General features: G+C 30.9%; 12 protein-coding genes. 9 read left to right on the top strand and 3 right to left on the bottom strand.

The genetic code is table 11. From position 1 onward, the window contains the following. The first annotated feature begins 26 nt into the window (after positions 1–26). The 6 genes from tpiA (at position 27) to NOVO_02260 (ending at position 5,768) form a co-directional block, all read left to right on the top strand. Positions 27–836 carry a Triosephosphate isomerase gene (tpiA, locus tag NOVO_02285; protein ID AIL64852.1) on the top strand — a complete coding sequence of 270 codons (810 nt, stop codon included), beginning with the start codon at positions 27–29 and terminating at the stop codon, positions 834–836. Between the two features lie 6 nt (positions 837–842). Further along, a complete protein-coding gene (locus NOVO_02280; protein AIL64851.1) occupies positions 843–1,175 on the top strand; it encodes a preprotein translocase subunit SecG in 333 nt (110 codons plus the stop codon). A 14-nt stretch (positions 1,176–1,189) separates the two neighbouring features. Continuing rightward, entirely contained in the window at positions 1,190–2,839 is a 1,650-nt protein-coding gene (gene pyrG / locus NOVO_02275; protein AIL64850.1) for a CTP synthase, read from the top strand. A gap of 43 nt (positions 2,840–2,882) precedes the next feature. Continuing rightward, positions 2,883–3,854 (top strand): dTDP-glucose 4,6-dehydratase, encoded by a 972-nt coding sequence (gene rfbB / locus NOVO_02270; GenBank protein ID AIL64849.1) that lies wholly within the window; start codon positions 2,883–2,885, stop codon positions 3,852–3,854. A gap of 26 nt (positions 3,855–3,880) precedes the next feature. Beyond that, positions 3,881–4,918, top strand: a complete 1,038-nt coding sequence (locus tag NOVO_02265; protein ID AIL64848.1) for a glycoside hydrolase family protein — start codon at positions 3,881–3,883, stop codon at positions 4,916–4,918. Positions 4,919–5,165: 247 nt separating this feature from the next. Then, complete coding sequence (locus tag NOVO_02260; GenBank protein AIL64847.1) at positions 5,166–5,768, top strand: hypothetical protein; 603 nt, start codon at positions 5,166–5,168, stop codon at positions 5,766–5,768. Between the two features lie 72 nt (positions 5,769–5,840). Here the strand turns inward: NOVO_02260 and rne are convergent, their stop codons facing one another. Further along, positions 5,841–8,003: a Ribonuclease E gene (gene rne / locus NOVO_02255; protein AIL64846.1), complete on the bottom strand. Its 2,163-nt coding sequence runs from the start codon at positions 8,001–8,003 to the stop codon at positions 5,841–5,843. A gap of 371 nt (positions 8,004–8,374) precedes the next feature. On the opposite strand from rne, the gene amiC reads away from it, so the two are divergent. The 3 genes from amiC (at position 8,375) to pheT (ending at position 12,761) form a co-directional block, all read left to right on the top strand. Further along, positions 8,375–9,169 carry an N-acetylmuramoyl-L-alanine amidase AmiC precursor gene (amiC, locus tag NOVO_02250; GenBank protein AIL64845.1) on the top strand — a complete coding sequence of 265 codons (795 nt, stop codon included), beginning with the start codon at positions 8,375–8,377 and terminating at the stop codon, positions 9,167–9,169. Between the two features lie 136 nt (positions 9,170–9,305). Next, positions 9,306–10,382 (top strand): Phenylalanine--tRNA ligase alpha subunit, encoded by a 1,077-nt coding sequence (gene pheS, locus NOVO_02245; GenBank protein AIL64844.1) that lies wholly within the window; start codon positions 9,306–9,308, stop codon positions 10,380–10,382. Between the two features lie 3 nt (positions 10,383–10,385). Then, on the top strand, positions 10,386–12,761 hold the full coding sequence (pheT, locus tag NOVO_02240) for a Phenylalanine--tRNA ligase beta subunit (protein AIL64843.1): 2,376 nt from the start codon (positions 10,386–10,388) through the stop codon (positions 12,759–12,761). A 38-nt stretch (positions 12,762–12,799) separates the two neighbouring features. Here pheT and NOVO_02235 read toward each other — a convergent pair whose 3' ends face one another. Together NOVO_02235 and NOVO_02230 are read right to left on the bottom strand one after the other, a co-directional pair. Continuing rightward, positions 12,800–14,851, bottom strand: coding sequence for a hypothetical protein (locus NOVO_02235; protein ID AIL64842.1), 2,052 nt, complete (start codon positions 14,849–14,851; stop codon positions 12,800–12,802). A 15-nt stretch (positions 14,852–14,866) separates the two neighbouring features. Continuing rightward, a complete protein-coding gene (locus tag NOVO_02230; protein ID AIL64841.1) occupies positions 14,867–15,250 on the bottom strand; it encodes a hypothetical protein in 384 nt (127 codons plus the stop codon). Positions 15,251–15,423 lie beyond the last annotated feature (173 nt).

Here is a 15,423-nt window from a genome sequence, read left to right as displayed (position 1 = left end):
TCTAACTAAATTGACTTTATAACATTATGTACGTAAAGTGGCAAATACAAATTCTATCAAAGAACATAATAATTGTGGTTAAAATGGATAAAAAGATAATAATAGCAAATTGGAAAATGCACGGTACTCATGAATTTATAAATGAGTTTATATTGCAGATGACAAAATTCAAAAACTATTTTAATAAATGCGATGTTATAATATGTCCACCTTTTACTTTATTATACAAGCTACAAGAAATTAGTAAATATGGTATGTTTTTAGGTGCTCAAGATTGTCATTTTGTTTCAGATTATGGTGCATATACTGGAGATATTAATGCTGCTATGCTTAAATCTGAAAAATGCAGCTATATAATTGTAGGGCATTCTGAGCGCCGTAACTATCACCAGGAAAATAGTAAATTAGTAGCAGAAAAGGTAACGGCAATACATAAAGAAGGAATGATTGCAGTAGTTTGTGTTGGAGAATCTCAAACTGATAGAGATCAAGGTCAGGCTTATAGTGCTGTTTATAATCAATTAAAAGAATCTTTACCTCCTACGGTACATCCTATGAATACAATTATAGCATATGAGCCAGTTTGGGCTATAGGTACTGGTATCATACCATCTGTTTTAGACATTATGAACATGCATAAGTTTATTGGAGAAAAAATAAATAATAATGCATTTGAAAAAAAATATAAACTGATATATGGTGGCTCAGTAAAGGCAGATAATGCTGATAATATATTATCAATTAATAATGTAGATGGATTATTAGTTGGTGGTGCAAGTTTAAACGCAGAAGAATTTAGTAAAATAATTCAAAATTCAATCAAAAATATAGAGTAAAAAATAATGCAATTAGTTTTTTTTGTAATACAAATTATTATAGCAGTATTATTAGTATTGGTAATATTAATGCAAAAAACCAGTAGTGATGGATTAGCGGGCTTAGGTGGTAGTTCTAATAACCTTATGTCTAGTAAATCGTCAGCAAATTTTTTGACTAGATTGACTATTATTTTAGCAATATTATTTATGCTTAATAGTTTAATATTAGCAAAATTATCTATGGGTGAAAACAAGGAAACTTCAATATTTGATGAACAAACTTTACCAACTAAAGAAGTTATTAACAAGGATTCTCATAAGAATGAGAATCAAGGGCGTGTACCATTAGCAGAATAGAGAATTTAAATCATATGACAAGATACATATTTATTACAGGGGGAGTAGTATCATCTTTGGGTAAAGGCCTTGCCGCAGCTAGTTTAGCTGCTTTATTGCAAGCCAGAGGATTTAAGATTAGACTACGTAAATTAGATCCATATTTAAATATTGATCCTGGTACTATGAGTCCTACCCAGCATGGAGAAGTGTTTGTTACAGAAGATGGTGCTGAAACAGATTTAGACTTAGGCCATTATGAAAGATTTACAAATGTAAATGCTCAGAAAGGAGATAATGTTACGTCTGGTAAAATATACTCAACTTTATTAGCTAAAGAAAGAAGGGGAGATTATTTAGGTAGGACTGTACAGGTGATTCCGCATGTTACTGATTTAATTAAAGAGTTTATTACTGCAGAGAATGAAAATATAGATTTTGTCTTGTGTGAAATAGGTGGTACGGTAGGAGATATAGAAGGCCTACCTTTTTTTGAAGCCATAAGGCAACTTGGTTATGAAATGGGTAGAGATAAAACTTTATACATACATTTAACATTAGTGCCTTATGTTGCAGCTGCAAAAGAGCTTAAAACTAAGCCAACCCAACATTCAGTTAAAGAGTTAAGGTCTATAGGTATAGAACCTAATATATTATTGTGTCGTTCAGAAAGAGAAATACCCGATAGTGAAAGAAAAAAAATAGCATTATTTTGTAATGTAAAAGAGGAAGATGTAATTACTGCATTAGATGTTAAAACTATCTATCAAGCACCGATTGCTTATTGGAAGAAGAATTTAGATCAGCGGGTGCTAAATGCATTTGGTATTTTAAATGCTGCTGAACCAGATTTATCTAGATGGTATGATATAGTACAGAGAATTGAATCTCCAATTACAGAAGTGAAAATAGCAATTGTTGGTAAATATATTAAATTATTAGATGCATATAAATCTCTTATAGAAGCTATAAATCATTCAGCGATAGCATTAAATACTAAGGTGAGTATTAAATGGGTTAATTCAAGAAGTTTAAATAAAAATAATGTTGAAGAAAAATTATCTGATATACATGCGATTTTAGTACCGGGGGGTTTTGGACAGGAAGGTATTGCTGGTAAAATATTGGCAATTACTTATGCGCGTAATAATAATATACCATTTTTAGGGATTTGTCTTGGTATGCAATTAGCTGTAATAGAAATTGCACGTAATTTATGCCATATTACAGGCGCTTCTTCTAGTGAATTTGGTTTATGCTCAGATTCAGTAATAGGCTTGATGACGGAATGGGTGCGTGGTGATAATCAAGAGACACGTTGTTCAGATGGAGATTTAGGTGGAACTATGCGTCTTGGTGGATATAAATGTTATTTAAAGCCAGGCAGTCGTGTTAAAGAGATTTATAAAGTAGCTGAAATTGTAGAGCGTCATCGTCATCGTTATGAAGTTAATATAAATTATAAATCAAAGCTTGAACAAGCAGGGGTTACATTTTCAGGAGTTTCTCCAAATGGTCATTTGATGGAAATTATTGAATTAGAAAATCATCCTTGGTTTATAGGTGTACAATTCCATCCAGAGTTAAAATCTCGGCCTTTTGCACCTCATCCTCTGTTTTATTCGTTTGTTAAAGCTGCAATAGAGTATTCTGAACAATCAGCAGAGAGTATGATTGTGAAATAAATTATGTCCTATTTACTGGTTAATTTATGAAAGTTAAAGCAATATGATTATTATAACTGGTGTAGGTGGGTTTATAGGCTTTCATGTTGCAAAGTTTTTGTTGCAGGAAGGTAGGCAAGTATTAGGTATAGATAATCTTAATGATTACTATAATGTAAAATTAAAATTAGATAGATTAGAAATACTTAAACACTATAATAATTTTACATTTGAAAAGTTAGATATATCTGATACAAATGCAATATTATCTTTAAGCGAGCAATATAGTAAAACTCGTATTATTATAAATTTAGCTGCTCAAGCTGGAGTTCGTTATTCTCTAGAAAATCCATTTACCTATATCTCTAGTAATATACAAGGTCTAATTAATATGTTAGAGCTAAGTAGAAGATTACCCTTGCTTGAACATTTTATTTCAGCTAGCTCTAGTTCAGTATATGGTAATGGGGTTAATATGCCATTAAAAGTAGAGGATAATACCAAAAAGCCTATTTCATTATATGCCGCAACAAAGTCTTCAGGTGAATTAATGGCTTATAGCTATAGCCATTTATATAAAATACCTATGACGGTGCTTAGGTTTTTTACTGTATATGGCCCGTGGGGAAGGCCAGACATGGCTGTATACTTATTTACTAAGGCTATTATTGATGGAAAACCTTTAAAATTATTTAATCGTGGAGAGATGAGGCGCGATTTTACATATATAGATGATATTGTAGCAGGTATTATAGGATGTATAAATAAGCCTCCTATTACACAAACACCTCCTTATAAAATATATAATTTAGGTAATAACAATAGTGTTCTATTAAAAGACTTTTTAAAAATTTTAGAAGAATGTATAGGTAAAAAGGCAATTGTTGTTGAAGAAGAAATGCAGCCTGGAGATGTGCAGGATACATATGCAGATATTACTGATTCCATAAGAGATCTTAACTTTAAGCCTCAAACTGATATTAAACAAGGTTTAGAAAGATTTGTTGAATGGTTTAGAAGTTATTATAAAGTATAATAGCTATGAATAAAGATAGGTAGATTATGAATTTAGAACAAAAAATTTGCAATATGATTATGATAGGTTTTCACGGTAAATATCCTACGGATCCTGGGGTAAAACTCGTAATATCTTATTTAGAACAGAGTATGATTGGAGGAGTAATCTTATATAAATATAATATTGAATCTCCACAGCAGCTGAAAAATTTAACTGATAGTCTAAAAAAGGCTAATAAAGATGTATTTATTGCTGTTGATCAAGAAGGAGGAAAAGTAGAAAGATTATCAAAAGATAAGGGTTTTAATGGATATCCTACCGCTGAATTTGTTGCAAGGGAATATTCTCTGAGCCAGGCAGAAGAGCTATATTTCCATATGGCACATGAGCTAAATAGTTATAGTATTAATTTGAATTTTGCACCTATTGTAGATGTGAATAATATTAAAAATCCATGTCCAGTTATAGGAAAACTTCAACGGAGTTTTTCAGATCAAACTTCTATAATTATTGATTATGCTGCAGCTTTTATTGATGCGCATCATAAAAATAAAATCTTTACCTCTCTAAAACACTTTCCAGGTCATGGTTTCGCAACTTCAGATAGTCATCATGGACTTACTGATGTTACTGAGACATTTGATTTAAAAGAGTTAGTACCATTTTATGCACTTATTGAGAAAGATAAAGTGGATATGATTATGACAGCTCATATATTAAATAAAAATTTTGATAAGGATTATCCAGCAACCTTATCTCCTATAACCATTAAGTCATTATTAAGAGATAAAGGTTTTAATGGAGTTATTATCAGTGACGATTTATTTATGGGAGCAATTATCAAATACTATCCATTACATGAAGCTATAATACTAGCTGTTAAGGCAAGTTGTGATATTTTGCTATTTTCTTCTAATAAAGCAGCATATAGTACAGCTCCAGAATTTAATGAACCTGAAAATATCCCACATAGTGTTAAAAAAATTATTATAGATGCATTACATGATAATAAAATTAGTAAACAGCAGATTGATATTGCATATAATCGTATTGCATCGCTTAAAGCTAAGCATACATGGTAATTTTAAGTAAAATTGAAAATATTACTATTATTTAACACTACCATAGCTTTTTAAATTTAATTAAAGGTGCTCGACCAATCTGAATGGTTTAATTTTAGTAATTAGAATTACTTTATTATCTTTGATTTCAAAAAAAATAATATTTTACTTGGTGATAATTAATAAAAAGTAAATATTAAAAACGCTTAATTTTTTTTATAATAATTAAAAATTATGACTATCAGAAAAATTAATGAGTCTTACGCATATGTTTTTGAAAAAAAATGAAGCTGGTACAATCAAAACCATCCAAGGAGCTGGACCAGTAGAATCTGTAGTTCCTAAGCAATTTGATATTCAATCTAAATTAGCTTTCGGATTTGAAATAGGTAGGCCAGCTTATCCTGCTGATGATGAAGGTCGTAAAAAAATGTTATTGACTAATGAACAACTAGATCAAATCTTAGTTAAAAATGCTAATAAATTTGATGGAATGATTATGTGGGAAGTAAATAAACCTATATGGTCAGAAGCGGGTGTAAATAATCAAGCATCTGTTAAAGATGTGTTACAGAAGACATGTACAAAATTTAATTTAGATAAAGGTGGTTATAACTGTAATGCCGATTTTCCTGTTACAAAATTAGAACCTATACCTACGCCAGAGCCTACACCTGCACCAGAACCTACACCTACGCCAGGCAGTATTAATATTAGTGGTAATTTTGATAAAACTTGTACTTTAGCATGCGATATTATGTCTTTAAATACCAATAATATAGCTGATGATTCGGAGGGACATGTCAGTTTTGTTGGTAAAGTAGGAACATGTAATTTATCATGCGATGTAGAATTAACTACAATTGCATAATGTAAATTATGTTACTACTTTACTGGTATGCTACACCATAATTATGTAATTATGGTGTAGGTTGCTTTTATATTAACTAGAGGTTATTTTATTCCATAGACTTTTTAATAAACCACCTGCTGATTTTTCGGGAACATTGCTAGATTTATTGGTATGATTTCTAGAAAATTCATTTCTTTTATCATAATGATTAAATTTGGAATGAGATCTAGAAATTTTCTTTTTGTTTAGTGGGGGTTTACCTAAATCTCTACTACGTTTTCTATTATCAAAATTACCACGTTTAAATTTTTTGTTAGAATAGTGTTCATGAGAAGAAGTACGATGATTTTCCATATTTTCTGGGGTAGTAGGCATATATTCTTCTTGATAATTTTCTTCATCAGTAATATTACCATATTCTGGAGCTATACTAATTGGTATTGTGCTTTCTCTAGACAAAGATAGATCTACCTTTTCTATGGAAAAGCTATCAGGGGTATTTAAAATAGCAATATCAACCTTAAAATAAATTTTTAATGAATATTGTTTTTCTATTTTTAATACATCATTACGTTTATGATTTAAGATATAAGATATTACATCGAAATGGGCATATACATTAATTGCATCAGAAAAACTACCTTTGTATACTTCATTTTCTATAGTACGTAAAATCATTTCAGTTTGAGCGTTAACAGTACGTACACTGCCTTTACCGTTACATGCTTCACATTTTGTAGTATTGATTTCCATAAAGCTAGGCTTTAATCTTTGTCTAGACATTTCAAGTAGGCCTAAACTACTAATCATACTCACTTGAATCCGTGCTCTATCAAATTGTAAACTTTCTTTGAAAGCTTTCTCTACTAATCTGCGATTACGTAATTCTACCATATCAATAAAATCAATTACGATGAGTCCAGATAAATCTCTTAATCTTAGTTGTCTTGCTATTTCATAGGCAGCTTCAATATTAGTTTTAAAAGCTGTTTCTTCTATATTACGTTCTGAGGTTGATTTTCCTGAATTGACATCAATAGCTATTAAAGCTTCAGTGTGGTTAATCACAAGATAACCTCCAGAAGATAATTGTACTACAGGATTATATAGAGAAGCTATTTGCTCTTCTATATTATACCTACAAAAAATAGGTGATTTGCCCTTATATTGTTTCACTTTATTGGTATGAGAAGGTATAATGATTTTCATAAAATCTTTGGCAGTTTTATACACTTGTTCACCATGAATAAGTATTTCGCTAATACTATCGTCATAAAGATCACGAATTGTACGTTTTATTAAATCTCCTTCTGCATGAATAAATGCAGGAGTGGTTGCTGTCAGAGTAGTTTCACGAATGCTATTCCAGAGTCTTACTAAATAATTGTAGTCACGTCTTATAGCTATTTTAGTTTTATTTGATCCAGCTGTGCGTATTATTACACTTGAACCATCAGGTATACTGAGATCATCAATAATGAGCTTTAGTCTTTTTCTATCTTCAAAATTATTTATTTTACGTGAGACGCCTCCTTGTCTTGCAGCATTAGGCATCAATACACAATATCTTCCAGCAAGAGATATATAACTTGTAAAGGATGCTCCCTTATTACCACGTTCTTCTTTAATAACTTGTACTAAGATAACTTGATTACGTTTTATTACGTCCTGTATTTTATATTGCTTATATAAAGTGTTACGTACATTATTTCTACTTTCCTCAAGTTCTTCCTCGATACTGTCACTGACTTTATTATCAATAATTTCTTCTGATTGAGAAAAATCTTCATCTTGTAAAATATTATTATCAGAAAAATTAGTATCTATATTCTTATCAGAAGAATTATCATCATTAGCTACAATGTCTGTAGTAGATTCTAGTTCCTCATTTTCATCCTCATTGCTATATTCAGGAGGGGTAATAGCTCTGACTTGATATCTAATGTCTTCTCTCTCATAGTCATTTGTATCAGAAGATTCCTCAGATGTGCCCTGTCTATCAGCTAGTGGTATTTGGTAATAATCAGGATGAATTTCTGCAAACGGTAGAAATCCATGCTTCTCAGCGCCATAATCTATAAATGCAGCTTGTAAAGATGGTTCTACTCTAGTTACTTTTGCTAAATAGATATTACCTTTAATTTGCTTTCTAATAGCTGCTTCATCGTCATATTCTTGTATTAGGTTGTTTTCGTATACAACAACTCTAATATCATTTGTATTATTTGCATCAACAAAAATTTTCTTTTGCATTGGATATAAACTCCTTTTAAAAATCGTCTCTTAAGTAAATTGAGTATAAAAACTGTCTACTAATAACAAGATAGATTGTTTTATATTAAGTGTTATCTGATAAGCACATTTAAATATACCTATATTAAGGCAACTAGAAATCTAGCGATATATGCTGTATAACAAAATAAATACATAGTTTTTTAACATAGTTCGAGCTCTTATATGAGTGATTAACACACTACACTCTTAATTATATTTTCTATCTTGTTTTTTTTAAAATATAATTTCCTATTTCTATTAAATAGATTATACCTTTATTTTAAGATATATAATAAATTACTCTATAAAAAGCTATAGATATTGATTATTTTTTTAAAGTAACGTAGTGAATGGAATATAACATTAAGTTAATAAAGTCACTTTTTATCAGTATTATATTAAGCTTTATCCTGGGAAATAGCAAGACTACCCCTGTATTAGCAAGTAAAAATTATCGTCCTATAGTGGTAGTAGACGCTGGTCATGGTGGTAAAGATCCTGGAGCAGTAGGACAATTTAGTTATGAAAAAGATGTAACTTTAGCTTATGCTAAGTTACTTAAAAGGGTTTTAGAACGCAAAAAAAGATATAAAGTTGTTTTAACACGTAGCGAAGACAAATATTTGCCACTGCAAACTAGAATTAAAAAAGCTCAACAGCTACGTTCTGATATTTTTATTTCTTTACATGCAGATGCCCATGAAAATTATTCGATGCGAGGCATTTCAGTTTATACACTATCAGAAAAAGCTTCTGATAAAGAAGCCGCAAGGCTTGCTAGTGTAGAAAATAACGTGGATTATACCTTTAAAAATTTTAAAAAAGAACATCGTGAAATAAAGGAAACATTGATTGCATTATTGAGTAGAAATACAGGCAATGCATCTGCAGAATTTGCGCATCTATTAGTTAGAATGTTTGGACAAAAACTGCCTTTATTAAATAATACCCATCGTTTTGCAGGATTTAGAGTGTTAAAAGGTCTAGATACCCCGGCAGTATTAATAGAATTAGGTTATTTGTCTAATGACGAAGAAGAATTATTATTACATACTGAAAATTATCAAATGCTTATAGTTGGCACTATTGAACGGGCTTTAGATAAATATTTTTCTAAGCATTTTAATCCTGCTCGGATAAATTAAGTAAAATAATGTTGATTTATATTAGGATTTCCTTACATTATTACCATAAAATTTGTATATGTTATTTACAATTGCTTTATTATATACAGCATTTAAAATACTTTTCAAAGTTTTTCTTTAAACAAAATTTAGTAACATGAAAGAAACAATGGATTTAGATAATATAAAACAATCTTGTAGCATGGAAATTAGTACTGCTACTTCTATAGAAGCTTTAGAAAAAGTTCGTATTGAATATTTTGGTAAGAATGGTAGCGTAACTTTGTTGATGAAAAATATGGGTAGTTTTTCTGTAGAAGAGCGTAAAGCTATAGGAGCTAATTTAAATAACCTTAAAAATCACCTGCAAACTTTAATTGAAAAGAGGAAGCAAGAATTATTAGATCAGCTTTTAGAAGCAAAATTGCAAAATGAAAAAATCGATATAACTTTACCAGCAAGACCATATTCTTATGGAAAGATACATCCAATATCTCATACTATAGATGAAATACTTGCTATATTTGTATCTCAAGGATTTAAGATTACTTTAGGTCCTGATATTGAGGATGATTTTCATAACTTTACAGCTTTAAACATACCTGAAAATCATCCAGCACGTCAAATGCATGATACTTTTTATTTGAACCATAATGAAGAAAAAGTAAGACTTTTACGTACCCATACATCTCCTGTGCAGATTCGTACTATGCTCTCAGGAGCTCCTCCTTTTAAAGTAGTTGTTCCAGGCCGTACTTATCGTTCAGATTCTGATATGACGCATACCCCAATGTTTCATCAAATAGAAGGTTTATTTATTGACCAAAATATTCATATGGGGCATTTGAAATCATGCTTACTAGAATTTATTAAACGTTTTTTCGAAAATGATGCGATAGCTGTAAGATTTCGTCCTAGTTTTTTCCCTTTTACTGAGCCATCAGCCGAAGTAGATATAGCATTTATACGTAAAGATAATGAATTTAAAATAGCTACATTTGAGCAGGTAGAAAAAGGAGAAAATAGCTGGTTAGAAATTTTAGGATGTGGCATGGTAAATTATAAGGTATTAGAAAACGTTAATATAGATCCTAGTAAATATCAGGGATTTGCTTTTGGTCTGGGTGTTGAAAGAATGTCTATGCTGAAATATGGTATTAATGATTTGAGAACGTTTTTTGATAGTGATATAAGATGGCTACGTCATTACGGATTTTCATTGCTAGGAGTATAAATTATGCAAATAACTTTAAATTGGCTTAAAACTTATCTTGATACGGATGCAAATTTGGATGTAATAGAAAAAAAACTCACTCAAATAGGTCTAGAAGTAGAGGAAGTGGTAAATAGGGAGAAATTATTAAAACCTTTTATTGTAGCTGAAATAATAGAAGCGGGGCCACATCCGAAGGCTGATAAATTAAAAGTGTGTAAAGTAAATAATGGTAAAGAAATATTGCAAATAGTGTGTGGAGCGCCTAATGCAAGACAAGGCATTAAGGTGGTTTTGGCCCCTATTGGTGCAATTATACCTACAAATAATATGCAAATTAAGGCATCAAAAATTCGTGATGTTGAAAGTAAAGGAATGTTATGTTCTGCAGAAGAATTAGGTATAGAAGGTGGGCACGATGGCATAATAGAATTACCTGTAGATGCATCTATGGGAGCTCAAGCAATTCACTATTTAAATGTAAAAGATTCTACTATAGAGATAGCTATTACTCCTAATCGTGGAGATTGTTTAGGTATATATGGAGTTGCAAGAGATTTAGCTGCAGCTGGTATTGGAACTTTAAGACCTATTGAAGTGCCAAATTTTAAACCTCATTTTACTTCCCCTATTAATGTGAAAGTAGTAGATATCAATAGCCTTTGTCCATTATTAATGGGATGTTATATAAAAAATATTCAAAATAGGCCTAGTCCTAAATGGCTACAAGATATATTAAGAGATATTGGGCAGCAATCTATAAATGCAGTCGTAGATATTACTAACTATATTTGTCATAGCTTTGGTAGACCTTTACATGCTTATGATGCTGATAAAATAAAAGGATCATTAATCGCACGAAAGGCAAAGGCTAGTGAAAAATTCTTAGCTTTAAATAACAAGGAATATAGTTTTGCTGGAAGTGAAGTAGTAATTAGCGATGATGAAAAAATCTTGGGAATGGCCGGCATAATAGGGGGAATAGCTTCTAGCAGTACACTCGAAACTACTAATATATTTTTAGAGTCAGCGCTTTTTGATCGTATTAATATAGCAAAATCTGGCAGGTTACATACTATTGATAGTGATGCGCGTTATCGTTTTGAAAGAGGAGTAGATCCATTATTTGTAGAAAAAGGATTAAGTCTTGCAGTTAAAATGATATTAGATATTTGTGGCGGAGAGGTGAGTAGCTATGTATCTTCCAACCAACTAGGCTATCAACACCAAACTATGGATTTTAATGTTAAAAAAATAGAATCTCTAGGTGGTATTGAGATGCCCGTTATAAAAATTAAAGAAATTTTAGGTAAGCTAGGTTTTGAAATAGTTAGCGAAGAAAGTCAAACCTTAAAGTTACTTATACCCTCCTGGAGGCAAGATATTGAAGGACAAGCTGATATAGTAGAAGAAATAATACGTATACATGGTTATGAGAATATTTCGCCTGTAGCAATGCCATATATAAATGGAGAAGCTAATAACATACCAATTGAATATAAAAATATGAATTTAGCACGAAAAAAGCTTGCTATGCGGGGCTTAAGTGAAGTAATAACCTGGTCATTCATGTCTAGTGAAAAAGCAGCATTATTTGGAGAGCTAAGATCAGAGTTAAAATTACAAAATCCAATAAATTCTGAATTAGACTATATGCGTCCAAGTATAATAGCAAATTTGCTTGAGGCATTAAAAAAGAATCAATTTAGGAATTATAATGATATTTCTTTATTCGAAATAGGTCCGGTTTTTGATAACATTGACCAGCAATATATGGTAGCTAGTGGCATTAGATCGGGTAAAAATAACCAGCGTAATATATATAATGATTATAGAGATTATGATGTTTTTGATGTGAAAGCAGATTTAATCGCTGTACTAAGTGAAATTGGTATTAATGAAAATAATTTGCGATCTTCTAATAGTGCTAATTGGTATCATCCTGGGCGTTCAGAAAGTTTATATTTAGGTAAGATGCAAATAGCTTGCTATGGGGAATTACATCCTAAAATATTACGAGCTCTTGATATCAAAAATAGAGTAGTAGGATTTGAGATATATTTACATAATATTGATAGCAAAATACGTAATAAAAGAAAAGCGTTTGTAGTCTCTGATTATCAGGCTGTAACTAGAGATTATGCATTTATGCTAGGTTGTGAACAAGATGCAATAAGTATTGTTAATGCTGTTAAAGCTCTCAATGAAAAAATTATTCAAGATATACAATTATTTGATGTTTATATTAATGAGCAAGATGCAGAAGCTAAAAAATCTGTAGCAATAACAGTAACCATGCAAGCAGAAGATCATACCTTAAATGAAGAAGAAATTATGAAATTAAGTGATGCAATTATTAGCAGTGTTAAAGCAAAAACTGGCGCAGAATTACGTGTTTAAAAGAAAAGTAGATTGTTATATAGGTTTCAATTACTGAACTATTCAAGACTATCGTCATAATGTATTGGATTTGGATTAATATGGTGTATATCCATATAAATTGAGGTAGTAATATCTTTGAAGTGTTGCCATGCCCCAGAATAACCATATTCAAAGTGATGCCATTCTGGTAAAGTGTTATGTTCAGTATGCATCCAGCTTACAACATATCCTGATGAGCTAAAATGACTGGTATGATGGTGGTTTGAGGCTTTAGTTTTATCAGTTATATATATCATTCCATCTAAGGTTTCGCCTCTAATATTAAATTTTTGTGCTACAATAGAAAGTTTATCTTGGAAGCTAACTAAAAATTGATCACATCCTGTTTTAGTTAAATGAATTTCATTTTTTTTACTAATGAGATTAGGTATTTCTGTAACCGTTAAGGTATCTTCTCCCTTAATAATAGCAATATATACTTTTCTGGAAGGCTGTTCTATTGCTACTACAAAATTATTATCACCAAAATTTAATATATCAGGAGCGTCAAAAGTTCTTGAAGGTGGAAGCTTTATCCAGCCACTTTTTGTTGCATTTATTGTAGATAATATAGCAAAACAATTCACTTCTTCTTTAGGAGAATTATTTGTACAAGCAAGATTATCGATACCGGCTTTATTTATATCGGCATGTCCATGATCACGACATATAATACCTATAGTATTATTTTCTACGTTACTTATTTTACAATTTGGTCCATTGCCATGATAAATAATAAACTCATCGCTAAGAACATTTCCGCTATTATCATAATATTTACCTTTAAATATAGAGGTGGAGTGTTCTGGGTCTCCAAGCACATGTTCATGCCAAGTAAATAAAAATTTACCATCTGGCATTGCTCTCAAAGATTTTATATAAGCGTCATTTCTAATATTATCTAATTTTATTATATTTAATAGATTACCTTCTGGACTGAGTATGTTAAGAATATCTAGGGTATATATTACCAAATTACTGTTACTTAACGCTTCAAGTTGCATATGATAGTTTTGAATTGAGACGTTAAGAGGTTCTTCTAACTGCGTTCCATATTGATCATGGATCTGTAGGTAAGTTTCCCTATCCATCCCACTGATATCAGTATGAGTAGACCACATTATCGCTATATTGCCATTTGCTAAATATTTTAAAGTTAACATGCTCACTCTTGTTGAGCCTAACTCGACTACTTTAATATCATTTATTAGAACATCTTCTTTAGGGACTAGTTTTTCTTCTAGGTTAATAATAGGCTCGTCCTGCATAGTTTTAGCCCCAATTTTTTCCAAACCATATTCAGAAGATAAGGGTATAGTAGATATATCAACTTTGTTGTACTCAGCAAATATAGTATCCCAATCAAGATTTAGATTTTGCATAAGGTTCTCAAAATCAGTGTATTCTTGTGTACAGCTAGTTTCTCTTTCAGCGATAAACTGCTCTGCTTGTTCTTTGTTATGTTCCATAATAGAGGTTAAGCCTGCTTGCTTAAAACTTTCTTGAGTATATTCACCGTATTTACTATTGTGTTCTCTATGGGCTTTGATTATTTGGTCTGTAATGGTATGATCTAAATGCCCATCAATTCCAGGAGCCCATAATTTCTTTGCTAATAATAGAGGTTTTAAATCAACACCAATTGATTTGGCCATAAGGTTCCCAACCGTATTGCTATTCTGGACATGCCAAACTGTATTTGGAACATTCCGTATGGGCAAAGGAACCTTATAATCATAATTGCCACTATTTACTTGCTTTCCTATTTCCCACATCGTATCCATCTTAGCTTGTATTTCAGCATCTGTGCCGGTTAAGGTATATACTTCAATAAAATGTTCTGGGTCCCAATCTCCAGGAAATAGATCTTTATTTTCTGCTTTATACGAAACATAAACTGCTTTAAGATTATCAGTAATCATTGAATCTAAGCCAGTACGTTCTGGACCTGCTCTCAGTATTGTTTGTTCACCTTTACTCTTGGTGCCAACAATATATATGTGTTGAGCAAGTCCTGCCGTCCAATCCACCGGTCTAACAAATATTTTGATGTTTGGTACTATATTCATATATTAAAATCCTTACTAAATTATTATACCTTTAACCCTTTCGCTGTCGTTATGTATTACCTTATAATTCTCATCTCCCATTAACCATATAGTATAAGATTCTAACATATGTAATGTTAGCCATCCGCTACCATATTTACACCTATAAACTTTTTTATATTTTTTTAACTCATTTGGCATATCTTCATCGTGCGATCTATCTTCACATTTTGCTCCAGATTTCTCTAGCATTGTAATCGCTTCTCTTATATCAGATCCTACTGGAAATTGTTTAGCTAGCGCTGTATCTAATTGTTTATTATTTTTATATTTCTCAAATTTAAATGGCCTATTATCAAGCAGTTCTTTGGTAATTAGATATGAAAATAATATAACAATAATTATTAAAATTTTTTTCATTTAAATGTTCTCCTGCTCATTATCGGTAGAACTTAATTATTCTTTAAACTATTTATAAATTAGTAATGATCATAATATATGATTTTAAGTTTAGTACAACTATAAATTGTATAAAGTAACAAAAGCCCTTGAGTTATCCTATTCTGTACCAGCTCTTAAAATCTTTCGCTCAT

Source organism: Rickettsiales bacterium Ac37b (genome assembly GCA_000746585.2).
In the GTDB taxonomy this organism is placed as follows: Bacteria; Pseudomonadota; Alphaproteobacteria; order Rickettsiales; family Arcanibacteraceae; genus Ac37b.
The sequence above is the reverse complement of the archived record's forward strand: the minus strand, read 5'-3'. Positions and strand labels throughout refer to the sequence as shown.